Genomic DNA, 22,413 nt, shown 5'->3' with positions numbered 1-22,413 from the left:
ACGCCCTGAGGCCGCGCGGGTCGCGGCAAGAAACGACAACTCGTTGCCGAGCTGCGGTCGCACCGCGCAGCATCGACGTTTCACGATCTGTCGAATGTCGTGCGCGCCGGAACGCACGACTTCCCGAGCGGACGAACGAGGAGACGGCGATGATCCGAGGCTCGACGCCCAGGCTACGGCGAACCCTCATCGTGCTGGGAACGGTGCTCGCCACGGTCGCGGCCACCCTGACGGTCGCCACGACGCCCGTTGCCGCGGCCCCGTCACCTGACGACTACAGCGGCTCCGACCTGTGGCTGCGGTACGTGCCGGTGAGCGACCCGAAGCTGCTGCGCGACTACCGCCGGACGGTCACCGGCATCGTGGTCGAGAACGCCGACGCCACGAAGGTCCACCGGCACACGCCGGACCTCGCCATGGCCCCCGGGTCCGCCGAGAAGTTGGCCGAGACCACGCTGGGCGCGGCCCGGGACGAGCTGGTACGCGGGCTGGGCGGGCTGCTCGGCCGACCGACTCCCGTGACGACCGCCGACGGTCACCGCGTTCCGGACGGTGCCGTGGTCGTCGGCACGCCCACGAGTTCGCCGGTGGTGAGCCGTGCCGTCGCAGCGCGGGACCTGGCCAGGGTCGGTGACGAGGGTTACCTCGTCCGCTCGGTGACGAGCGGGAAGGCGCGGTTCACCGTCATCGCCGGCAACACCGACCTCGGCGCGCTGTACGGCACGTACGCGTTCCTGCGGCTGCTGCAGACGCAGAAGCCCATCGACCGCCTCCGCGTCGCCGAGTCACCGAAGATCAAACACCGGCTGCTGAACAACTGGGAGACCGAGCGCCTCTACGCCGGCAACAACGCCTCCGGCCTGGGCGGACTGAACGGCGAGAGCGGGGCGATCTTCAACTTCGCGGCGACCGGGGCGAGCGCCGGCCGGAACCTGCCCGTCATCCTGGACCGCTACATCGTGGTGGCACGCGCGCTGGCGTCCCTGGGCATCAACGGCATCACCATCAACAACGTCAACGCCGACAACGCGTACCTGACCAGCGCCCGGATCGCGCAGGAGGCGGCCCTCGCCGACGCGCTGCGCCCGTACGGCGTCACGTTGGGCCTGTCGATCCGCTACACCGCGCCCACCGACAGCCGGTTCGCGCCGGACACGCTGACCAACAGCCAGCTCGACCCGTACGGCACCGACTTCCGGGGCTGGTGGAACCGCCGGGCCCGGCAGATCCAGGCCGCCATCCCGGACTTCATGGGCCTCACCGTGAAGGCCAACTCGGAGGGCCAGCCGGGGCCACAGGATTTCGGGTACGACCACGGTGACGGCGCGAACGCCATCGCCGCCGCGGTGGCACCGCTCGGGATGACGGTGCACTGGCGGACGTTCGTCTACAACGCCGAGGTCGACAACGACCGGCTCAAGCGGGCCTACCTGGAGTTCGGGCCGATCGACGACGAGGTCCAGCCGGACGGCAGCCGGGGGCGCTTCGCCGACAACGTGTTCCTCCAGACCAAGAACGGGCCACTGGACTTCCAGGCCCGGGAACCCATCCACCCGATGTTCGGCCGGATGGAGAACACCAACCAGGCCCTGGAACTCCAGATCACGCAGGAGTACACGGGCCAGAACTGGATGCTGGCCTACCTCGGTCCGATGTACGAGGAGATCCTCAAGACCGACACGTACGCCACCGACGCCAACGGGAAACTGCTGCGCGAGCGCCTGGTCGGCGACGTCGTCGACGGGACCGCCCAGCACCACTCGGACACCGCCATCGTCGGGGTCGCCAACCTCGGCAACGCCGACAACCTGACCGGGCACCACTTCTCCCAGGCGAACCTCTTCGCCTTCGGCCGCCAGGCGTGGGACTGGACACTCGACTCGGCGGACATCGCCACGGACTGGGTCCGGATGACCTGGAGCAACGACCGCCGGGTCGTCGACACCATCCGGGCGATGATGATGGGTTCCTGGGAGTCGCTGGTCAGCTACCAGACGCCGCTGGGCATCGGCCACCAGTTCGCCGAGGGCGCCCACTACCGCCCCGACCCCGCCGACTGGGCGGGCCGCGACGACTGGAGCCCGATCTACTACAACAAGGCCGACAGCGTCGGGCTGGGCTTCGACCGCTCCCCCACCGGCAGCAACCTGGCCGCCCAGTACTTCCCGCGGTTGCAGCAACGCTACGGCGACATCGAGTCGGTGCCGGAGAACCTGCTGATGTGGTTCCACCACGTGCCCTGGGGCCATCGGATGGACAACGGTCGGACCTTCTGGGACGAGCTGGTCTACCGCTACCAGATGGGCGTGCAGTACGTGACCTGGATGCGGGAGACCTGGGAGACGCTCCAGCCCGACATCGACGCACGCCGGTTCACGGAGGTACGCGCCAAGCTGGCCGTCCACGAGGCGGACGCCGCCGACTGGCGGGACACGTCGGTGAACTACTGGAGGGAGTTCAGCGGGCGGGACATCCCGGTGGACGACGCACCGCTGTCCGCGACGATCGTGGTGGGTGGGAAGGAGTTCGGCGGCTTCAACCTGTCGGACAACGCATACACCATCCCGGTGCCGGCCGGGGCGTCGCCGACCATCACGAAGGTGCGGACCGCCGACCGGAAGGCCCGCTACGAGATCGTCTCGCAGGCGGCCGACGTACCCGGTCAGGCGGTCGTCAAGGTCGCCACCAAGGGCTTCTTCGGGCCGCTGGTGAAGAACTACGTCTTCAACCTGGTGCCCGACACGACGCTCGCGAGCCTGCGCGTCGACGACGAGCCCCTGGCGTCCTTCTCCCCGGCGGTGCGGCACTACAACGTCCTCACGCCGGCCGGCACCACGACCGTGCCGACCGTCGCGGCGCGTGCCGCCGACCCCGCCGCCTCGGTGGTGGTCGAGCAGGCTGACAGCGCCACCGGGCAGGCTCGGGTCACCGTCACCAACGGCGGCGCGTCGTCGGTCTACGTGGTCGACCTGAACACCACCCTCACCGGCAGCGACGAGTTCGACTCGACCTCGCTCGGCCCGCAGTGGCAGTGGGTCCGGCCGGACGACAGCAGGTGGCGTCTGGCCGACGGGTCACTCGTCATCACCGCCCAGCAGGGCGACCTGCAGGGCACCGCCAACACCGCGCGGAACCTGGCGCTCCAGGACGTCGACGGAGACTGGACGGCCGACTCCCGGATCGTCTTCTCCCGGCCACTCGCCGCCAACAACGAGCAGGGCGGTGTCCTCGCGTACGTGAACGACGACAACTACGTCAAGCTCGCCTGGGAGATGGCCAACGCCAACGCACCTGTCCACAAGGCCCGGGTCGTCTTCCTGCGCGAACAGAGCGGCGTCACATCGACGGTGGAGATCACCGGGGCGGACGCCCAGCGCATCGTCGGGGCCGACGGGACCATCTGGCTGCGGCTGACCAAGACCGGGGACCGGTACCGGGCCTACTACTCCACCGACGGAAGCGTCTACCGCTACATCGGCTCCCAGACGCTGAACGCCGAGCCGACGAAGGCCGGGGTGCTGGCCTTCAACCGGGGCGGCGCCTCCACCGACCTCGACGTCGCCGTCGACCACTTCCGGATCGAGAGCCGCGGGGAGCGCATCCGCTAGACGAACAGGCCGAGTATGCCCAACTCCAGGGTGCGCTCCGGCTGGCCCGGCACGTCGATGTGCTGATGAGCGGAGGAAGGTGACCGGCGGTCACCGCCGAACGCCAAACACGACCGGGCCCGTCCCCAGGTGGGACGGGCCCGGTCGTGCTCCCCCAAGCAGGAATCGTCGCCGTCAGCCGCCGATCGCGATGGCGAAGACGTGCATGGTCGGCACGTTGGCCGCCGGCCGCGCGCTGATGTTGGGCAGGACGACCTGGGCCACGGCCTTGCTCTGCAACGACACACCCACGTAGTAGATGCAGGCGGCCGTGGCCTGCCGGGCGTTGTTGGGCCGGTTCTGGTACGCGGACACGATGGCGGCGGTGCCACCGGAGTGCGGGCCGCCGTACCAGTCGGGCGAGCTCAGCGTGAACGTCTGGCGGGTGCCGTCGGCGTACACCACGGTTCCTGTTCCGGACACCGCGCCGTAGGTGCCGGTCAGCAGGAAGCCGAGCGTGCTGCCGGTGCCGCTGATGCCGATGGTCTGGCCGGAGGCGACGGCGTTGTCGGCGGTGCCGGGGCTGACGTTGGGCCAGCGGAAGGTCACCCCGTTGCGGCTGATCGTGGCGCCCGGGCTGGCTCCGGCCGACGCCAGGGCCTGAGCGGAGAGGCTTGCCCCGTTGCCGTCGAAGTTGCCGACGTTGGTGTTGCTGTCGTTGGTGATGCCGGCGTTGGTGAAGCTCTGCTCCAGCGTCGGGGTGGCGACGCCCGTGCTGGTGACCCGGTAGGTGCGCCCCGCCTGGACGGTGACCTCGACCAGGTCGGACTCGATCCGGGTGACCCGGGGCGCCGAACCGTCGGCGGTGTCGACGACCGTGACGGTGCCGGTGAGGATGCGGGCGCGCAGGCGGACCGTGCCGGCGCGGTCCGGTCGGACGAGTACCTCGGTGGCCTGACCGTTGCTCCAGGTGATGCTGACCGTGTGCCCGCCGCGACCCCGCAGGCCGGTCACCTTCCCGGCCGGCCACGCCGGTGGAAGCGCGGGCAGGATGTGCAGCTCACCGGCGTGGCTCTGCAGCAGCATCTCGGCGATGCCCGCCGTCGCGCCGAAGTTGCCGTCGATCTGGAACGGCGGGTGCAGGTCGAACATGTTGGGCGCGAGCCGGGCGGTGGTGGCGAGGTAGCGGATCAGGTCGTGGGCCCGCTTGCCCTCCTCCATCCGAGCCCAGAAGTTGATTTTCCAGGCCAGCGACCAGCCCGTCCCGTCGTCGCCGCGCAACGCCAGGGTCCGGCGCGCCGCCTCGAACAGCTGCGGGGTGCCGCGCTTGGTGATCTGGTTGCTGGGGGCCAGCCCGTAGAGGTGGGAGATGTGCCGGTGGTTGGGCTCGGTCTCCACCCAGTCGTAGAGCCATTCCATGATGTTGCCGCGCGCACCGATCTTCATCGGGGGGAGCCGGTCCCGGGTGGCCCGGACCTGGGCCCGGAAGGTGCTGTCCACGTTCAGAATCTCGCTGGCGCGGGCGACGCCGTCGAAGAGGTCGCGCAGGATCTGGTTGTCCATGGTGGGGCCGGCGCACACGCTGGCGTTCGAGTGGTGGCTGAGCTCCGGTGAGTTGGACGGGTTGGTGACCAGGTAGCCGAGGGTCGGCTCGGTCACCAGCGTGTCCAGGAAGAACTGCGCGGCGCCCTTCATGGCCGGGTAGTTCGTCCGCAGGAACTCGATGTCGCCGTTGAACAGGTAGTGGTCCCAGATCAACACCGAGAGCCACGCGCCACCGGTCTGCCACATCCCCCAGAACGCGCCGTCCACCACGGCGGTGGCCCGCCACGCGTCGGTGTTGTGGTGGGTGACCCAGCCGCCCGCGCCGTACTGCACCTGAGCGGTACGCGCACCGGCGACGGAGAGCTCCCGGACCATGTCGAACACCGGGTTGTGGCACTCGGCCAGGTTCGTCGTGTTGGCCGGCCAGTAGTTCATCGGCAGGTTCGCGTTGATCGTGTACTTCGAGTCCCACGAGGGGGTCAGCGAGTCGTTCCAGATGCCCTGCAGGTTGGCCGGCTGGGTGCCCGGCCGCGAGGACGAGATCAGCAGGTACCGGCCGAACTGGAACAACAGCGCGGAGAACTGCGGGTCGTTGACGCTGTTGTGCTGGGCGATCCGCACGTCGGTCGTCTGGTTGGCGGCGGAGGTGCGGCCTAGGTCCAGGGTGACCCGGTTGAAGAGCGCCTGGTAGTCGGCCACGTGCCTGCTGCGCAGCGTATCGAAGCTGGTGGCCCGCGCGGCGCTGAGGCGCTGCCGTGCGATGCCCCCGTAGTCGCCGCCGACGTTGCGGTAGTTGACGTAGCTGGAGCCGATGGAGATGAGCAGGACCACACTCGTGGCGTTGGTGACCCGCAGGGTCCCGCCGGAGCTGGACACGCTGCCGCCGGTGACGGTGGCATTGGCCAGGGCGAGGAAGCGGACCTGGCCGGTGACGCCCTCCTGGTTTCCGGAGACGCCGTCCAGGCCGATCGTGGCACCGTCCGGGCTGGACACCGACGTCCGCTGCGGGCTGTCGAAGGTGGCGGTGAAGCTGATCGAGTTGCTCCGGTCGGCGGTCAGACGCATCGCGATGACCTGGTCCGGCGCGCTGGCGAACACCTCCCGCTGGTGACGGACGCCGTTCAGCACGTACGACGTCGTGACGGTGGCGGTGGTGAGGTCCAGCGTCCGGTCGTACTGTGACGCGCCGCTGGCGGACCCGAAGGCGAGCCGGAGGTTGCCGACGGTCTGGTAGGCCAACTGCCCGCCGGGGTTACCCATCATGGTCTGGTTGATCAGATCCTGGGCCTGGGTCCACTGGTTGGCGTTGACCAGGCGACGGATCTCCGCCAGCGCTCCCGCGCCCCGGGGGTTGCTGGGGTCGTGAGGCCCGCCGGCCCAGACGGTGTCCTCGTTGAGTTGGAGCCGTTCCGTGTCGACGTTGCCGAAGACCATGGCGCCGAGTCGGCCGTTGCCGATCGGCAGCGCCCGGAGCCAGTCGGTGCCGGCCCCCTCGTCGTACCAGAGGGCGAGGTCCCCGGCGGCCAGCACCTGCGGCGGGGCCACCGCGTCCGCGCGGGCCGCGGCGGTCCAGGGCAGCGGCAGGAGAGCGCCGCCCGCACCGGCTGCGCCGATCTTGATGGCTTGCCGTCGAGTCAGGTCGGACATCGATCCTCCAAACGGTGACCGGTCCGGCCACCCGAAGCGGGACAACCATGAGAGCCGTCGTCGGGATCCGCTCGCCGGCATCGACCGCGACCGCGTTGACCGGCCGAGATCAGCCCCGGAGACAGCCAGACATCTGATGTGTTTCGCGAAGGTTACTCCGACGCAACGGAATCGGCAATGGTCGATAGATGATGGGAATTCACCTTCGCGCCCATTCCGTGGCGCATCATCGGCGGGAGCGCGCCCTCGACCCGACGCCGCCCGGAACCGACGAACCACCGACCGGGCACGGTGGAGCGATCAGGCAGCTCCCCATACATCGGATGTACCGTCCATCGCCGATTCCGGTCTCGCGGCCGGCCGCAACCCCGACGGGGCCCCGGGCGTCTAGCGGGAGACACCTTCCAGGTCGGACCGGAGGACCCGATGACCTCGACACCGCTACGCGCCCTCGTGCCCGTCGCCGTACTGGCGGGCCTCGCAGCCTGCACGACCCCCTCGTCCGAGCCCGAGGCCGGAGCAGGCACCACGTCGCCCGCACCCGGCTCCACGTCCGCCTCCCCGCACACCTCGCCGACCCGCACGACACCCGCGGCACCCGACGCCACCCGGGCCGCCTGTCCGGTCAGCGCGGCCACCCTCCAACGGGTGTCGGGGCTCGGCGACAGCCACCGGATCGACCCGGACCAGATCAACTGTGCCCGCCGGTGGGCGACGGCCGGGGTGCTCGCCGTCGACCCGAGCATGCAGGGCGACGGCGTCCTGGTCTTCGAGTACGACGACGGCAGGTGGAAGAAGCTGGGCGAAGGCAGCGCGATCGAATGCAGCCCGTTCGGCATCCCGACCGAGATCGGCGACCAGGTGGGTTGCCGCGACCGGTGAGCGCGAGGGCCCGGCCGGGCCCTCGACCGCGCATCGGTCCGGCAGCGGACACGTTCAGGGGACGCGGTCTCCGGCCGCCGCACCGTCCGGTCGGTTCGCCCTAATCTCGACTCGTCCCTGGAGGGCGATCACGGAGGTCACGGTGGGCGCGATACCCAGACGACAGTTCGTCCGGCTCTCCGGGACCGCCGGCGCGACCGGCCTCCTGGGCCTGATGGGCGCCGACCGGGCCCTGGCCGACGGCGGGCACGCCGACGGCGGCCAGACCCCCGCACCGTCCCCACCGGAACCCGGCGGCCCCGGCGCCACCGCCTGCCCCACGCCCTCCCAACTGTGCGGCTACCCCGCCGACACCGGAGGCAGGTACGACCTGTGGGACCGGGTACAGGTCTGCGAGGGCACGAAGACCGGCCCGCCGTTCCCGCAGTGCCTGCGGACGACAGCCACCTACGTCATCCTCAACGGCGGGTCGGGGTCGAACCACGACTTCCTGCTCGTCCCCAGTTGCCGGATCAGCGGCATCGAGTGCCCGTTCATCACGACCACCAGCGCCCCGAACTACTGGCTGGAGGCGTGGAACAACGCACAGCCCGGGCAACCCGCACATGTCGTCTACCCGCACATCGGGCTGGGCATCAACTCGGCCGACCCGACGATCCGCCAGCAGGACCAGTTGCACATCCACCTGGCCGGGATCCACTCGGGCATCCAGACGCAGCTGAACAACCACGACAGCACGATCACCAACAACCCGTCGCGCTGGCGCAACCAGGTCGTACCCGTCTGGGGCCTGACCGCCACGGGCCAGCCCGCCCCCCGCTCGTACCGGGTCCTGCACGTCGCGAACCTGAACGAGAACCTCTTCCGGCTCCTGCTCGACAGCGTGGTACGCCCCACCGGGGCGAGCATGGCCGCGCAGATCCTCGCCGTCACGCCCCGCCTGGTCGGCAGCGGCGGGTTCTACGTCCTGAACAGTGAACCCGGTCTGCCCGTCGCCCCCGGGCAGCCCGGCGGCACCGGCACCGTCGACTTCCTCCTCGCGTACGCCTGACGGCATCGACAGACGGTCACCGAGCCGCGACTAGACTCGGGACCAGCGTCGATCCGGGGGGTGCGTGCGCAGGTGAGTTCGTCCCAGCTTCTCGTCGCACTGGACCGCGACAGTGCGGTTCCGTTGCAACAACAGCTCTGCGACCAGATCAGCGGGTCCGTGCGCACCGGTCGGCTGCGCCCCGGCGACCCGGTGCCGCCGAGCCGTGAACTGGCCCACCAACTCCGGGTCTCCCGGACCGTGGTGACCCGGGCATACGAACTGCTGCGGGCCAACGGGGTGCTCACCTCACGGCGTGGGTCCGGCACCCGGGTCAGCGGCGCGCCCACCGACACCCCGCCACCGCCCCGACGCGCCGCCCGCTCGCCACTGTGGCCCGAGCCCCCGCTCCCCACCGACGCGGGCAGCCCGCTGTGGAAGCCCTGGGAACCAGCGCCGATGCACCGGCCCGACGGAGCGTACGACTTCCGGCACGGCACCCCGGCGCTGGCCAGCTTCCCGGTGACCCGGTGGCGGCAGTCGCTCGCCGAGGCGGTGAGTCGGGCCGACGCGGTGGCGCTGGGCTACGGCCCGGCCGAGGGCGCCCTGTCGCTGCGGACCCAGATCAGCGCGCTGCTGCGCCGCAGCCGCGCGCTCGACGCCGACCGCGAGCACACGGTGGTGACCAGCGGCGCCACCCAGGCCATGGACATCCTGGTCCGGCTGCTCGTCGGCCCGGACGACGTGGTGGTCATCGAGGACCCGAGCCACACCGTGCTGCGGCAGATCTTCGGTTACTCCCGGGCCGCCGTGGTGCCGGTCGCTGTCGACGAGGAGGGCCTGCGGGTCGAGGAGATCGACCGCCAGGTCCGCGCGCACGGCCATGACCCGTCCCGGGTACGCCTGATCTACGTGACCCCGTCGCACCAGTTCCCGACCGGGTTCATCATGTCCGAGCGGCGGCGACGAGCGCTGCTGCGCTGGGCCCGCGAACACACCGCCACCGTGCTGGAGGACGATTACCACAACGAGTTCACGTTCGCCGAGGAGCGGCTCCCGTCGCTGGCCGCCGACCCGCAGGACGCGGACGTGGTCTACGTCGGCAGCTTCAGCAAGACCCTCTTCCCCTCACTGCGCATCGGGTACGCGGTGTTGCCGCCCCACCTCGTCCGGCCGTTCCTCGGCGTCAAGTGGATCACCGATCGGCTGACCCCGACGCTGACCCAGGAGGCACTCGCCGAATTCATCTCCTCCGGCGCGTACGCCCGGCACATCGGCCGGATGGACCGCCTCTACCGGCAGCGACGCGCCCGGCTGTTGGAGGCGCTCTACGAACACTTCGGCGCGGGCGTACGGATCTCCGGCACGGCGGCCGGGCTGCACGTGCTGGTGACCCTGGGCGGCGCGTCCGACGCCGACGAGGCGGCCATCGTCCGCGCCGCCGCCGCGCGCAACGTCCGGGTCTACCCGGCCTCGGGATACTTCGTCAGCCGGCCACCGACCGAGCCGACCTTCCTGATCGGGTACGCGGCACTGCCCACCGCCCGGATCACCGAGGGCGTGGCACTGCTGGCCGCCGCGGTGCGGGAATCGACGGCTCGGTGAAGCGGGGCCGGGCGAACCGGGGCCGCTGGGCGTACGGGACGGTGCAGTCGAAGACCGCCTTCGCCGTGCGCCCGTCGGCCGAGAGCGACGGCGAGTAGCCGGTGTGCTGGCTCGGGTCGAGGGGGAAACCCTCCCGGTCCGGCAACACCCGCAGATCCTGATCGGCCTGGAAGCGGGTGACCATCGCCCACCACAGGTCCTGGTCGGACTCGATGTCGACGTCGTCGTCCACGCACAGCACCAGCTTGGCCATCCGGAACCGCTCCAGCACCGCCTCGGCGGCGGCGCGTACCGCGACGTCGTCCTCCGGGCCGCGCTTCGCCGGCCACTGCAGCACCACCATGAGCTGACCGCCACCGGCCGTGTGGCAGTGCGCCGCCAGCGCCGGCGTGCCCCGCCGACGCAGCAGGTCCAGCACCGCGGCCTCCATCCCGAAGCCGAGCAGCACCGACTGCTCGTGCCCCGGCCCGGACACGGCCTGCAGGATCGGGCTCTCCCGGGCGGTGATCGCGGTGACCCGGATCAACGGCAGAGCGGGGTGCGCCCGGCCCTGGTAGCCGAGGAACTCCGGGGTGGCGACAGTGCCGTGTCGGCTCTCCGGCGCCCGGTCGGCCAGCAACTCGCCCTCGATGACGTACTCGGCGTGCGCGATGAACTCGGCGTCCACCGTGCGGCAGGGCAGCAGCTCCACCGGCTGCCCGGCGAGGGCGCCGGCCACCGCCAACTCGTCGAGGTCGGGTGGCACCAACGAGGTCGGGCAGCAGGACGAGAGCAGCACCGCCGGGCACAGGCCGAGGTGGACGGCCACCGGCAACGGGCGTCCCCGACGCAACGCGGCCTGGTGAGCCAGCTCCAGGTCCCGGCCGGGCACCATCCAGATGGTGAGCGTGTCCGGGCCCTGAACGCACATCCGGTGCACCGACAGGTTGCGGACGCCGGTGTCCGGGTCGGTGGCGAGCACCGCGCCGAGGGTCAGGTAGGGCCCGGCGTCCTCGTCGGTGAGCACCGGCACCGGCAGTGCGGTCAGGTCCACCGGCAGCGCCTCGCGGGGCCAGCGGGCCGGGTCGGGCGCGGGCACCGGCGGGCGGGGCGAGGCCACCGCGTCGAGCAGCCGGTGCGGCAGCTCGGCGGGCGTGCACCCGAGCAGGCCGGCCGCGCGCCGACGGGTGCCGTACAGGCCCATCAGCACCGCTCGGGTCGGACCGTGGTCGGGGCGTACCCGGTCGAACAGCACCGCCGGGCCGGCACCGGTGGGCGGGGCGGCGGGCGCACCGGCCCAGCGGGCGTAGTGCGCGGAGACGCCGTAGCGGGCCGGCAGCTCGGTGGCGACGCGGACCAGCTCACCGGGGAGCGGGTCGAGGGTGGCCAGGGCGTGCCGCAGGTCGACCGGCGTCCGGCTCACCGCTCCTCCCCCGCCGACGCGGCGGCACGGCGGGCCGCCAGCATGTCGAGCTGCATCCGGGTCAGCTCGTCGATGAGGGCCCGGTACGTGCCGACCGCCACCTGCGGCGGCATGCCGTTGCCGACGGCCAGGTCGGACACCCGGTCGAGCACCTGCCGCACCCGGTCGGGTGACCGGACCGTCGCCTCGTCCGTCTTGTACGCGGTCAGCTCCTGCACCACCCGGGTGCGCTCGGCCAGCAGGGCGATGATCCGCTGGTCGAGGTGGTCGATGACGCCCCGCAGTTCGGCGATCCGGCCCGGGCCGTCGGCGGCGCCGGCCGGCGGGGAGCCGGCCGGTGCCGCGAACCAGTGCTGGTCGCTCATGGCTGGGGGACCTGGTCGACCACGAAGACGACGGTGGGCTCCGCGTCGCTGCCCTGGGACCGGTGCTCCTCGTCGTCGGGGATCACGAAGCCCATGCCGGGACGGCACGGCACCGACCGGTCCCGGAAGTGGATGGTGAACTCACCCTGCAGGACGTAGCCGGTGTGCCCGCGCAGGCACCAGTGGTGCTCGTCGAAGCCGGGCGGCAACTCCAGCAGCCGCAGCCGCTGCCCGCCGACGTACGAGATCTTGACGCGCCCCTCGGCGCCCGGCTTGTCCCACCTCTCCCACTCGGTGGCCGGGAAGTCGATGCCGACCGGCGCGGCGACCTGCTCAGTGGACATTCTCGATATCTCCTCTGGTCGGGGCGGAATCGTTGCGGCGGGGCCGCGGCACGCGTTCGTTGCGGTCCCGGCGCGGCAGGACCGGATCGCCGTCGACCCGCTGGTGCTGCTTGAGCAGCTGCACCATGTCGAGCATCCGGTGCACCATCCGCTCCAGCGCGTCGACGCCCTCGGCGTCGTGCAGGCCCGGCGTGCCGGTGGTGTTGCGCAGCAGGACGGGGAAGCCGCTGCCCACCAGGATCATCCGGTTGAGCAGCAGGTTGTTGACGATCTGGTTGTGTACGGAGGAGTCGCTGTAGCGCCGCCCGGTGACGATGATGCCGCCCACCTTGTCCGCCAGCGGACGGGCGAACCGCAGGTAGCCGACGCCTGCGCGCTCGATGAAGACCTGCATGAGGTGGGCCAGGCCGAAGCCGTGCACCGGGGCCGCGTAGATCAGCCCGTCGGCGGCTGTCATCTGCTCCACCAGGGCGGGGACGTCGTCGTCCACCTGGCAGGGCAGGGCGCGGCTGTTGCAGTCGCCGCACGGGCTGCACGGCGAGATCCGGTGCTCACGTAACTGGATGGTGCGCAGGACGGCACCCCGCTCGGCGATGAGTCGTCCCGCGTACGCGATGGCGTGGTCGGTGTTGCCGCCGACCCGTTCCGATCCGTTGATGGCGAGGATGGTCCCTGCTTCGCTGTGCACTTTCACCCCCGGTACTCGTCGCGGGGTGGGCGCCGCACCGCGCCCACCCCCTTGCGAGGTCAGTCCGTCAGCTTCCCGGCGAAGTAGTCGATGTAGGCCTGCATGTCGAAGTGGCCGTGCCCGGACAGGGAGAAGACGATCGCCTTCGACTCGCCCGTCTCCCGGCACTGGATCGCCTCGTCCACCGCCACCCGCACCGCGTGGGTGGACTCGGGGGCCGGCACGATCCCCTCACTGCGGGCGAACAGCACACCGGCCTCGAAGCAGGCGGTCTGCGGCACCGCCCGCGCCTCGATCAGGTCGATCTCCCGCAGCGCGCTCACGATCGGCGCCATGCCGTGGTACCGCAGCCCACCGGCGTGGATCGACGGCGGGTGGAAGTCGTGGCCCAGGGTGTGCATCTTGGCCAGCGGGGTGAGCCCGGCGGTGTCGCCGAAGTCGTAGTCGTAGCTGCCCTGGGTCAGCGACGGGCAGGAGGCGGGCTCGGCGGCGACGAACCGCACCGCCGGGCCGCCGCCCCACTGGCGGCGCAGGAACGGCAGGGCCAGCCCGGCGAAGTTGGAGCCGCCGCCGGCCGCGCCGACCACGATGTCCGGGTAGTCGTCGGCCATCGCCAACTGGAGCAACGCCTCCTGACCGATGATGGTCTGGTGCATCAGCACCAGGTTGAGCACCGAACCGAGGGCGTACTTGGCGCTGCCGCCGCTGCTCATCGCCGCCTCCACCGCCTCGGAGATGGCCAGGCCGAGGCTGCCGCTGGAGTCCGGGTCGGCGGCGAGCGCCGCCCGGCCCGCCCCGGTGCGGTCGCTCGGGCTCGCGGTGACCGACGCCCCGAACGTCTCCATCAGGCCCCGCCGGTACGGCTTCTGGTCGTAGCTGACCCGCACCATGAAGACCTCGCAGTCGAGGCCGAAGTAGGAGCAGGCCATCGACAGCGAACTGCCCCACTGGCCGGCGCCGGTCTCCGTGGTCAGCCGCTGCACACCGTCCTGCTTGCTGTAGTACGCCTGCGGGACGGCGGTGTTCGGCTTGTGGCTGCCGGCCGGGCTGACCCCCTCGTACTTGAAGTAGATCCGGGCCGGCGTGCCGAGGGCCTGTTCCAGGCGACGGGCCCGCACCAGCGGGCTGGGCCGCCACTGCCGGTAGATGTCGAGCACCGGCCCGGGGATGTCGATGTCCCGCTCGGTGGAGAACTCCTGCTCGACCATGCCGGTGGCGAAGAGCGGTTCGAGGTCGGCCGGGGTGATGGGCTCCCGGGTGCCGGGGTGCAGCATCGGAGGGAGCCCCTTGGGCAGATCGGGGACCACGTTGTACCAGGTCGTCGGGATGTCGCTCTCGGGCAGCACGAACTTCGTCGCGGTCATGGCCTCTTCCAGGGGTGGGTGTCAGGAACTGGTGGTGGCCGGCTCGGCAGGTGACGGCACGGACCGGGCAGCCGGTCGCATCCGCAGCACTGCGAACGCGACCATGCCGACCACCGGGGTCAGCAGGAGCAGGAGGAGGACGGGCTGGTGACCACCGGTCTGCCAGACGAAGCCGAGGCCCATCGGCACGACCAGGCGGGCGGAGCTGAGCACGAAACCGTTCAGGGCCATGAAGCCGCTGACCCGGTGCTCCTCGACGTGGTCGGCGATGTAGGTGGGCACCACCACCGAGGCGATGATCTCCCCCAGCGTCCAGACCACTGTGGACAGCAGCACGGCGGGCAGCGAGAACGCGAACACCAGCACGGCCATCCCGGTGGACCAGAGCAGGCCCGCGACGACCAGCAGGGTACGCGTGGAGTACGCCTTCATCCGCTTCTCGATCAGCAGACTGGCGCTGACCACGACCACGCTGTTGATGGTGTAGACCGCACCCACCACCGCCACCGACGAGTGCAGGACGGTGGTGACCGCGAGCGGCAGCGTGTATTCCAGACCGATCAGTGGTGCGACGTAACAGAACGAGACGATCACCAGCACCGCCACGTCGAGGTCGCGCAGCAGCCCGGCCCGACGGGTGCCGGCGACCGGTGAGGGCACCGGCACGCGCCGGGTGTCGGCTGGCACGAACAACCAGATGGTGGCCGCAGCGACCAGGCCGAGCAGGATGTTCCCGGCGAACATCAGCTGGTAGGAGTAGGCCGCCGCGATCCCGCCGAGCAGGGGGCCGACCCCCATGCCGAGGTTGTTGGCGAGGTAGCTGACGGTGTACGCGAACGGCCGCTGCTCGGGTTCGGTCAGGTCGGCGATGAGCGTGTTCGCCGCCGGGGCGAACATCCCCATCCCGACCAGCGCGACGAAGAGCAGCGCCGCGTACGTCCAGGTGGGGCCGTCGAGCAGGGCGAGACCCAGGTAGCCGACCGCGTTGAGCAGCAGGCTCGACACCAACGCGGCGCGTCGGCCGGCGCGACCGCACACCGGGCCGCTGAGCAGGCTGCCGGCGAGCAGGCCGGTGCTGCCGACGGAGATCAGCACACCCGCCTCGCCGGTGCTGAGGTGCCGGCTCTGCACCAGGTAGACCGCCAACAGCGGGAAGACGAACATGCCGGCCCGGTTGATGAAGGAGGCGTAGACCAGCATCCGCAGCGGGCGCGGTAGGGCCTGGAACCGGCCCAGCCAGCTCACGCGTCACCGACCGGCTCGGTGACCACCTGGAAGGCGTCCCGGATCACCTTGAACCGGGCGCGGACGTCGTCGAAGTCGCGCCCCTCGCAGACGTACCAGCCGAGGACGTCGTTGGACGCGGTCGGCGCGGCGAGCACGTCGCCGACGCTCTTCCACACGTCCGCGTCGAGCACCGAGTCGAGTGCCCGCAGCTCGTCCGCCGTGGTGATCGCGGTGATCCGGCCGTACCGGTCGGAGCACAGGTACTCGGTGCCGATCTCCGGGCCGACGGTGGCCGCCGGCACGTGCCCCGGGTCCAGTTCGAGTCGGCACCACTCCCCGGCCAGGTTGATCCCCCGCCCGGCCTGGATGGCGGGGACGATCGAGCCGCCACCCGCCCGGGCGGCCGCCTCGCCGAAGACCAGCCCGCCGTCGTCGCGGAGGAAGAACTCCACGTGCGCCACGCCGGTACGCATGCCGAAGCCGCGCAGCACGGTGGCGCTGGCGGCCACGATGCGCCGCTCCGCCGGGGTCAGGTCGTGCTTGCGGGAGACCGTGCCGCCGGGCTCGTCGCGGAACTCCAGGATGGAGTACGTGTAGCGGGACAACTGGTCGAAGACCACCTCGCCGTCGCGCAGCAGCGAGTCGACGTGGTACTCGACGCCCCGGACGTACTCCTCCACCCGGTAGTCGTGCCGGTCGTCGGCGACCAGCGGCCACACCCGGGCCAGGTCCTCGGCGGAGTCCACCCGGTGCGTGTCGCCGCAGGCCCAGCCGGCGTACGGCTTGATGACCACCGGCCAGCCCACCTCGGCGGCGAACTCGGCGACCGCGCCGATCGTCTCGGGTCGGCACGAGCGGGCCACCGGCACGCCCAGTTCGACGGCCCGGCGGTGCATGACGTTCTTGTCCCGGAAGGTCAGCGCCTCCTCCGGGTCGAGACCCGGGATGCCGTGGTCGCGGCGGCAGTGCGCGGCGGTGAGCACGTCACCCTCGAAGAGCGGGAAGACGCGCTCGACCGGGTGCGCGGCGATGATCGTGGTGACCACCGCGCGAACGGCTTCGGAGTCGTCGAGGTCGGCGAAGTAGCAGGGCAGTCCGGCGGCTTCGGCGGCCGGCTGCCCGGTCGGCAACAGCGCGACGGTGGCCACGCCCAGCTCGGCGGCGGCGGCGACGACACTGCGGAACTGGGCCGCGTACCGACCGGCCGCGGGTCGGTAGATCACCAGGATCGCGCGGTTCACGAGCGGCTCCCACTGTCGCTGCCGACCGGGGCGGTACGCAGGACGGCGCTCGTCGCCGCGCCGTCGAGCACCGCCTCCTGCCGCGTGCTGTCGGACAGTTCGTCGAGGACGGTGGCGAGCCGGGCGAGCGCGTCCACCACCTGGGCCCGGCCGCCGGGGTGGGCCGACTCGACGGTGAGCAGCAGCCGGTGCCGCCCCAGATCGGTGCGGACCAGGTGGCCCTGCCGCCAGTTCCAACGCCGCGAGTGGGCCCGCCCGTCGGCGTCGGCGTAGACGACCTCGCCCGGCTCGGGCCGCTCGGGGGCGTCGGGAGCGCCGAGCGGCAGGTACGTCTCGGTGCCGTCGGCCGGCCGGACGGCGAGGTCGGCGAGGCCGTCGACGGCGCACGAGGCCACCGGCAGCGCCGCGCCGAGCGACACCGCGTTGCAGAGGTCGACCAGGGCGTTGATCCGGGGCAGGCGGTCACCCTTGGCGACCCGGCGGGCGATGGACTCGGCGGCGCAGGGGAACCGGTTCGGGTTCACCCCCACCGCCCGGTACGCCTCCCGCCACGCGGCGATGCCCGGCAGGTCGGCCACGCCCGCCTTGTCCAGACCGACCGCGTGCAGCGCGTCCTCGGCGGCGGTGAGAAGCGCCGACACGGCGGGAGGCGCCGGAGCGACATCGACCACCGGCACGGCGATCACGCCGAGCACGTAGTCCGGCACCGCGGTCAGCACCCGGTCGTCGATGCGCACGGTGAGGGTGTCCACACCGTCGCTGAGCTGGGTCATCGTGATCCTCGTAGGGTTCGGGTCCGATTGTCGGTCCGACCGTACGCAGCGGGGTGACCACCGGGTGTGGCCAATCCGGGGTGATCCGGTGAGGCCAATCCGGCGGTCGGCGGCCGACCGTCGGAGCGGGTCCGCGCGCCGAGCAGCGTGGTGCCCAGCGCCAGCACGCAGAGTGCTGCGCCGACCGGCCCGAGCAGGTCGAGGGCGTCCGCGCCACCGTGTCGCAGCAGCCGGTTGCCGAGGAATCCGCCGAGCGCGATGCCCACGAACGTGGCCGACGAGTTGAGCGAGAGCAGCAACGGACCGGAGGTCGGCGCGACGGTGAAGAGCCGGTGCTGCTGGGCCGGCTGGGTGGCCATCGCGAAGACGCCCCAGACCGCCATGGCCAGCGCGGCGGGCAGCAGCGCCTGCCGGGTCAGCGGCAGGGTGACCAACACCAGGGCGAGCCCGGCGACCGACACCAGCAACACCGGCACGCCACCCCACCGGTCGGTGGCGCGTCCGCCGAGCACGGTCCCGGCGACCGCCGGTACGCCGAAGACCAGCAGCAGCACCGCGAGGACGGTGCCGTCGCCGTCGGTGGCCGGCGCGAGCAGCGCCCCGACGTAGGTCAGCGCGAGGTAGCCGCCGGTCATGAACAGCGCGGTGGTGAGCACCGCCAGGCCGACGCGGCTGTCGCGGGCCGGGGCGAGGCGGACGGCCAGCGACGGGCCCGGCGGCAGCGCCAGCGCGGGCAGCCCGACGGTCACCGCCACCGCGCAGGCCGCGCCGACGGCGGCGAGCAGCCAGAAGGTGGCCCGCCACTGGAGGTCGGCGGCGAGCCAGGTGCCGAACGGCACCCCGGCGACGGTGGCCGCGGAGAGGCCGCCGAGCACCACCGCCATGGCCCGGGCACGCCGCTGTGGTGGGGCCAGGGCGGCCGCCGACGCGGTGGCCGCGGGGATGTAGAGCGCGGCGCTGGCCGCCGTGAGGACCCGGGCCGGCAGCAGCAGCGGCAGGTCGGGGGCGAGCGCGGAGGCGACGTTGCCCACGGTGAACCCGACCAGCGAGACCACCAGCACGGTACGCCGTTCCAGCCGGCCGGTCAGGGCGCCGAGAAGCGGCGCGGCGACCGCGTACGCGAGGGCGAAGACGGTGCTCACCCAGCCGGCCGAGGCGACGCTCACCCGCAGGCTGTCGGCCACCTCGGGGAGCACACCGGCGACCACGAACGTGTCGGTGCCGATGGCGAAGGCACCCACCGCGAGCAGGCCGACGACGGGTACGCCCCGACGCATCAGGCCACCCCGGCGGGCTGCCCGGCGCGGTACCGGGCGGCGTCCCCGGCGACCACCCGGCCGCCGAGCAGCACCAGCTCGATCGACTCGGGTCGGCCCAGCACGGTGATGTCCTCGGCCGGGTCCCCGTCGGTGACCACCAGGTCGGCCAGCCGCCCCGGCTGCACCGTGCCCGCCTCGTCGCCCCGACCGGCCAGCCGCGCTCCGTTGGCGGTGGCCCAGGTCAGCACCACCGGCGCGGGTATACCGGCCATCGTCACGTACGTCTCCAGCTCCTCGGCGTAGCGGCCGTGCGGGGTCCAGGCGAACCCGAAGTCGTCGCCGGCCACGATCGGGATGCCCATCCGCACCATCAGCGGAAGGATGCGCAGGGTGTTCTCGACCTCGGCCTCGAACTCCAGCGTCTCCAGGTACTCCGGGGTCTTGCCGTGCCGGACGCCGTCGGTGAGCAGGCGGTGCGGTTGGTGCAGGCTCGGCACCACGAAGATGCCCCGCTCGGCGATCGCCTCCAGGGCGGCGTCGTCGGCGTACGTGGCGTGGTCGATCACGTCGACCCCCGCGGCGATGGCGTTGCGGATGCCGCCCAGGCCACGCGAGTGCGCGCGGATCCGGACGCCCCGCTCGTGCGCGGCCCGGGCCGCGATCACCAACTCCTCGGCGGTGAACAGCAGCTCGTGCGAGCGGCCGTTGGGGAAGGTGTCGTCACCGGTGGAGAAGACCTTGATGATCTCCGCGCCCTGGGCGACCTCGGTGTCGACGTACTCGATCAGCTCTTCCGGGGTGTCGGCGAGCCGCATCAGGTCGCTCGGGATGCGCTGCTTGACCCCCGGATTGCGGCGCTCCGGCGGGCCGGACACCATCAGGTCCCGACTGCACGGGGTGATCCGCGGGCCGGGCAGCTTCCCGGCGTCGATCGCCCGGCGCAGCGCCATGTCGATGCCGGACACCGAGCCGGCGCCGACGAAGGCGGTGTAGCCGAGCCGGAGCATGGCGGCGGCGTTGGCGGCGGCGCCGAGGGTGACCTCGGGGATGCTGTACTTGAACAGCATCTCCCGACCGTCGAGCACGTCCAGGTACGCGATGTGGGTGTGGCCGAGCGTCATGCCCGGCATGACCGTCCGGCCGTCGAGGTCGAGCACGTCCACGTCCGGGTCGTGCAGCGGGGCCTGCGCCTCGGGCAGCACCGCGACGATGCGCTCGCCGTCGAGCAGCACACTGTGGTGCGGTCGGGAGGCCACCCCCAGTCCTTCCTGGACGGTGGCGCGGTGCAGCAACGTTCGTCGGGACACGACTGTCACTCCGGTTCTCTCGGTGTCTGGTCTCAGCGGCGGCCGAACAGGGTCCACACGATCTCGGCGCCCGGGCGGCGGGCCACCCACCGCAACGCGTGGCGGTGCACCCCGGGCGCGTTGGTGACCGCGAGGTCGGCGCCGCCGGCGGCGAGGATCTCGGCGGCGTGTTGGGTGGAGTCGGCGTCGACCCACCGCATCCGGCGGTCCCGCAGGGCGGGCGGCGCGAGGTCGGTGAAGATCCGCCGGACCTCCCACAGGGCGGCCACCGTGAGCGGACCGGCGGCCCGGTCCGGGTCGTGGTCCGGCTGGGCGGCGATGCCGTACTCCGGTGTCGCCTGCGCGAAGTAGGCATCCAACCGCAGGTCACGATGCCAGTGGAAGCGGGTGAGCCCCTGGTAGGCGCTCGGCACGAGGGCCTGGTCGACCCGCCGGTCCACCAGCGCGGCGAGCACCGCGTCGAAGGTGTCGGACAGCTCGATGCGCAGCCCGTGCCGCTCGGCGAGGAACGCCGCGGTCAGGTGGCTGGACGTCCCGGGCGGACCGAGGGTGGCCAGCGTGGTGCCGGGTCGGCTCGCCCACCGGTCCACCACGCTGCGCCACCGCCGCCCGTACGCGTCGGCGAGCGGCCCGGGCAGCGCGGGCACCGACTCGTCGGTGGCCGCCTCAGGTGGTGTAGCCACGGTTGCCCGCCATGCGTTGCGCCACCCGGGTCTCGTGGTCCACCTCGACCCGCCGGTCGACGATCCGGGCGGCCTTCCAACTGACGAAGGCGCCGGTGCTGACGATCGGGTCCAGCCCGTCGGTCAGCTCCACCTCGACCGGTACGCCGAGTGCGGCGGCGGCCCGTTCCCGGACCCCGTCGGCCACCCCGGCGGGGTCGTCGACGAGGTCCTTGAGCAACTCCAGCCGGACGGTCAGCCGGTCGCCGCCGGCGCTCGGGTCGTTGTCGATCACCACCTGGTAGCCGCCCGAACCGGTGACCCCGGTCAGGACCGCCGTCTCGATCTGCCCGGCGGTGAGACGTCGACCGCCCAACTCGATGCGGTCCAGGGTGCGGCCGACGATCTGCACCAGGTCTCCGGGCATCTCGCAGGCGCAGTCCGACGCCTCGATGATCACCGCGTCGCCGGTGCGGTAGCGGACCAGCGGCTTCACCCCGTCGACGAGCATGGTGACGGTGAGTTCCCCGCTGCCCCGCGGACCGTACGACGTGCCGGTCTCCGGGTCGACGACCTCGATCAGGTAGTTGGTCTGGGACAGGTGCATCCGCTTGTTGCGGCAGGCGGTGGCGATGACGAACGCCTCCTGCGAGCCGTACAGGATGTTGTAGACGTCCGCGCCCCAGACGGACTCCAGGTTGCGGGCCAGCGCCGGGGTGCACATCTCGCCGGTGACGAAGAGAAGCTTGACGGCGAAGTCCTCGCGCAGCCGGTACCCGTAGTGCTCGGCGGCCTTGGCCAGCATCATCGCCACGCCCGGCGTGCAGCAGACCACCTCCAGCTCGAGGTCCTTCATCAGCTGCAACGCCTTGGCGAACCCGATCACCGGCGAGTACGGCCAGATCTTCGCGTTCAGCGAACCGACGTTACGGGCGACGTCACCGAGGGTGTCGCCGAAGGAGTGCACCTCGGTCGGGCCCATCAGCCCGATCCGGGGCGGGTGGTCGCCGAAGTGGTGGCGGAAGATCGACGCCCAGGACTCGGTGACGTGGGCGTTGCTGGCGACCACCTCGCGACCGTCGCGGGGGCACGGCGTCGCGCGCCCGGTCGTGCCGGTCGTCTCGTAGAAGAAGACCCCGTCGGTCAGCGGCCGGCTGAGCACGTCGAGCATCTCCTGCCGCAGGTGCGTCTTCGTGGTGAAGGGCAGCCGGTCGAGGGTCGCCGGGGTGATCGTCGAGAGGTCGACGTCGGCCAGGTGACGGGCGTAGAACGGTGAGCCGCTGGACACCTGGTCGAGCACCGTGCGCAGTTGCCGTTCGCGCCAGGCCTCCAGGTCGGCCGGGTCGAGGGTGCGGTCGTAGAAGGCCTGGTGCAGGGCCAGGTAGTCGACGGCGAAGTCCGCCGCCGGTCCGGTGGTCGGAAGCCACATGGTCGGATCCTTTCCAGGAATGAGCCGGCTGCCGTGCGGTCGCGGCGGGCCGAGAC

At 71.8% G+C, this 22,413-nt stretch carries 17 protein-coding genes; 4 read left to right on the top strand and 13 right to left on the bottom strand.

Annotation, left to right across the window (positions count from 1 at the left end; genetic code table 11):
• Positions 1-149: 149 nt before the first annotated feature.
• On the top strand, positions 150-3,608 hold the full coding sequence (locus tag O7616_RS18060; RefSeq protein ID WP_282303074.1) for an alpha-glucuronidase family glycosyl hydrolase: 3,459 nt from the start codon (positions 150-152) through the stop codon (positions 3,606-3,608).
• Between the two features lie 174 nt (positions 3,609-3,782).
• On the opposite strand, the gene O7616_RS18055 is transcribed toward O7616_RS18060, so the two are convergent.
• Complete coding sequence (locus O7616_RS18055) at positions 3,783-6,779, bottom strand: glycoside hydrolase family 95 protein (protein WP_282303073.1); 2,997 nt, start codon at positions 6,777-6,779, stop codon at positions 3,783-3,785.
• A gap of 426 nt (positions 6,780-7,205) precedes the next feature.
• Here O7616_RS18055 and O7616_RS18050 point away from each other — a divergent pair, with 426 nt between their 5' ends.
• The 3 genes from O7616_RS18050 (at position 7,206) to O7616_RS18040 (ending at position 10,296) form a co-directional block, all read left to right on the top strand.
• Positions 7,206-7,661, top strand: coding sequence for a hypothetical protein (locus tag O7616_RS18050; protein ID WP_282260232.1), 456 nt, complete (start codon positions 7,206-7,208; stop codon positions 7,659-7,661).
• 142 nt (positions 7,662-7,803) lie between these two features.
• Positions 7,804-8,712 carry a CDP-diacylglycerol diphosphatase gene (locus O7616_RS18045; protein ID WP_282303072.1) on the top strand — a complete coding sequence of 303 codons (909 nt, stop codon included), beginning with the start codon at positions 7,804-7,806 and terminating at the stop codon, positions 8,710-8,712.
• A 72-nt stretch (positions 8,713-8,784) separates the two neighbouring features.
• Positions 8,785-10,296: a PLP-dependent aminotransferase family protein gene (locus tag O7616_RS18040; protein ID WP_282303071.1), complete on the top strand. Its 1,512-nt coding sequence runs from the start codon at positions 8,785-8,787 to the stop codon at positions 10,294-10,296.
• Here O7616_RS18040 and O7616_RS18035 read toward each other — a convergent pair.
• From O7616_RS18035 to O7616_RS17980, 12 genes are read right to left on the bottom strand one after another with little or no spacing between them, the layout of a single operon-like run.
• Positions 10,241-11,698, bottom strand: a complete 1,458-nt coding sequence (locus O7616_RS18035; protein ID WP_282303070.1) for a UbiD family decarboxylase — start codon at positions 11,696-11,698, stop codon at positions 10,241-10,243. The genes O7616_RS18040 and O7616_RS18035 overlap by 56 nt on opposite strands.
• Positions 11,695-12,063, bottom strand: coding sequence for a chorismate mutase (locus tag O7616_RS18030; RefSeq protein WP_282303069.1), 369 nt, complete (start codon positions 12,061-12,063; stop codon positions 11,695-11,697). The genes O7616_RS18035 and O7616_RS18030 overlap by 4 nt, the downstream gene beginning before the upstream one ends.
• On the bottom strand, positions 12,060-12,407 hold the full coding sequence (locus tag O7616_RS18025; RefSeq protein ID WP_145783082.1) for a cupin domain-containing protein: 348 nt from the start codon (positions 12,405-12,407) through the stop codon (positions 12,060-12,062). Before O7616_RS18025 ends, O7616_RS18030 begins: the two co-directional genes overlap by 4 nt.
• A complete protein-coding gene (locus O7616_RS18020; protein ID WP_282303068.1) occupies positions 12,397-13,095 on the bottom strand; it encodes a flavodoxin family protein in 699 nt (232 codons plus the stop codon). Before O7616_RS18020 ends, O7616_RS18025 begins: the two co-directional genes overlap by 11 nt.
• 59 nt (positions 13,096-13,154) lie before the next feature.
• Positions 13,155-14,459, bottom strand: coding sequence for a TrpB-like pyridoxal phosphate-dependent enzyme (locus O7616_RS18015; protein ID WP_282303066.1), 1,305 nt, complete (start codon positions 14,457-14,459; stop codon positions 13,155-13,157).
• Between the two features lie 21 nt (positions 14,460-14,480).
• Positions 14,481-15,704, bottom strand: coding sequence for an MFS transporter (locus O7616_RS18010; RefSeq protein WP_282303065.1), 1,224 nt, complete (start codon positions 15,702-15,704; stop codon positions 14,481-14,483).
• On the bottom strand, positions 15,701-16,927 hold the full coding sequence (locus O7616_RS18005) for an ATP-grasp domain-containing protein (RefSeq protein ID WP_282303064.1): 1,227 nt from the start codon (positions 16,925-16,927) through the stop codon (positions 15,701-15,703). The genes O7616_RS18010 and O7616_RS18005 overlap by 4 nt, the downstream gene beginning before the upstream one ends.
• On the bottom strand, positions 16,924-17,700 hold the full coding sequence (locus tag O7616_RS18000) for a phenylalanine--tRNA ligase beta subunit-related protein (protein WP_282303063.1): 777 nt from the start codon (positions 17,698-17,700) through the stop codon (positions 16,924-16,926). Before O7616_RS18000 ends, O7616_RS18005 begins: the two co-directional genes overlap by 4 nt.
• Positions 17,697-18,977: an MFS transporter gene (locus O7616_RS17995; protein WP_282303062.1), complete on the bottom strand. Its 1,281-nt coding sequence runs from the start codon at positions 18,975-18,977 to the stop codon at positions 17,697-17,699. The genes O7616_RS18000 and O7616_RS17995 overlap by 4 nt, the downstream gene beginning before the upstream one ends.
• Complete coding sequence (locus tag O7616_RS17990; protein WP_282260250.1) at positions 18,977-20,266, bottom strand: amidohydrolase family protein; 1,290 nt, start codon at positions 20,264-20,266, stop codon at positions 18,977-18,979. The genes O7616_RS17995 and O7616_RS17990 overlap by 1 nt, the downstream gene beginning before the upstream one ends.
• A 32-nt stretch (positions 20,267-20,298) precedes the next feature.
• The gene (locus O7616_RS17985; RefSeq protein WP_282303061.1) at positions 20,299-20,949 is read right to left on the bottom strand and encodes a prephenate dehydratase; all 651 of its coding nucleotides are present in this window, start codon (positions 20,947-20,949) and stop codon (positions 20,299-20,301) included.
• The gene (locus O7616_RS17980; protein WP_282303060.1) at positions 20,933-22,357 is read right to left on the bottom strand and encodes a phenylacetate--CoA ligase family protein; all 1,425 of its coding nucleotides are present in this window, start codon (positions 22,355-22,357) and stop codon (positions 20,933-20,935) included. The genes O7616_RS17985 and O7616_RS17980 overlap by 17 nt, the downstream gene beginning before the upstream one ends.
• Positions 22,358-22,413: the final 56 nt, after the last annotated feature.

The sequence above is a fragment of the Micromonospora sp. WMMD964 genome, assembly GCF_029581455.1.
Classification (GTDB): Bacteria; Actinomycetota; Actinomycetes; order Mycobacteriales; family Micromonosporaceae; genus Micromonospora.
The sequence above is the reverse complement of the archived record's forward strand: the minus strand, read 5'-3'. Positions and strand labels throughout refer to the sequence as shown.

Bases quoted from the DNA above. Each gene is read 5' to 3' on its own strand.
- O7616_RS18060 (WP_282303074.1), top strand. From the start codon at position 150: ATGATCCGAGGCTCGACGCCCAGGCTACGGCGAACCCTCATCGTGCTG.
- O7616_RS18055 (WP_282303073.1), bottom strand. From the start codon at position 6,779: ATGTCCGACCTGACTCGACGGCAAGCCATCAAGATCGGCGCAGCCGGT.
- O7616_RS18050 (WP_282260232.1), top strand. From the start codon at position 7,206: ATGACCTCGACACCGCTACGCGCCCTCGTGCCCGTCGCCGTACTGGCG.
- O7616_RS18030 (WP_282303069.1), bottom strand. From the start codon at position 12,063: ATGAGCGACCAGCACTGGTTCGCGGCACCGGCCGGCTCCCCGCCGGCC.
- O7616_RS18025 (WP_145783082.1), bottom strand. From the start codon at position 12,407: ATGTCCACTGAGCAGGTCGCCGCGCCGGTCGGCATCGACTTCCCGGCC.
- O7616_RS18015 (WP_282303066.1), bottom strand. From the start codon at position 14,459: ATGACCGCGACGAAGTTCGTGCTGCCCGAGAGCGACATCCCGACGACC.
- O7616_RS18000 (WP_282303063.1), bottom strand. From the start codon at position 17,700: ATGACCCAGCTCAGCGACGGTGTGGACACCCTCACCGTGCGCATCGAC.
- O7616_RS17995 (WP_282303062.1), bottom strand. From the start codon at position 18,977: ATGCGTCGGGGCGTACCCGTCGTCGGCCTGCTCGCGGTGGGTGCCTTC.
- O7616_RS17980 (WP_282303060.1), bottom strand. From the start codon at position 22,357: ATGTGGCTTCCGACCACCGGACCGGCGGCGGACTTCGCCGTCGACTAC.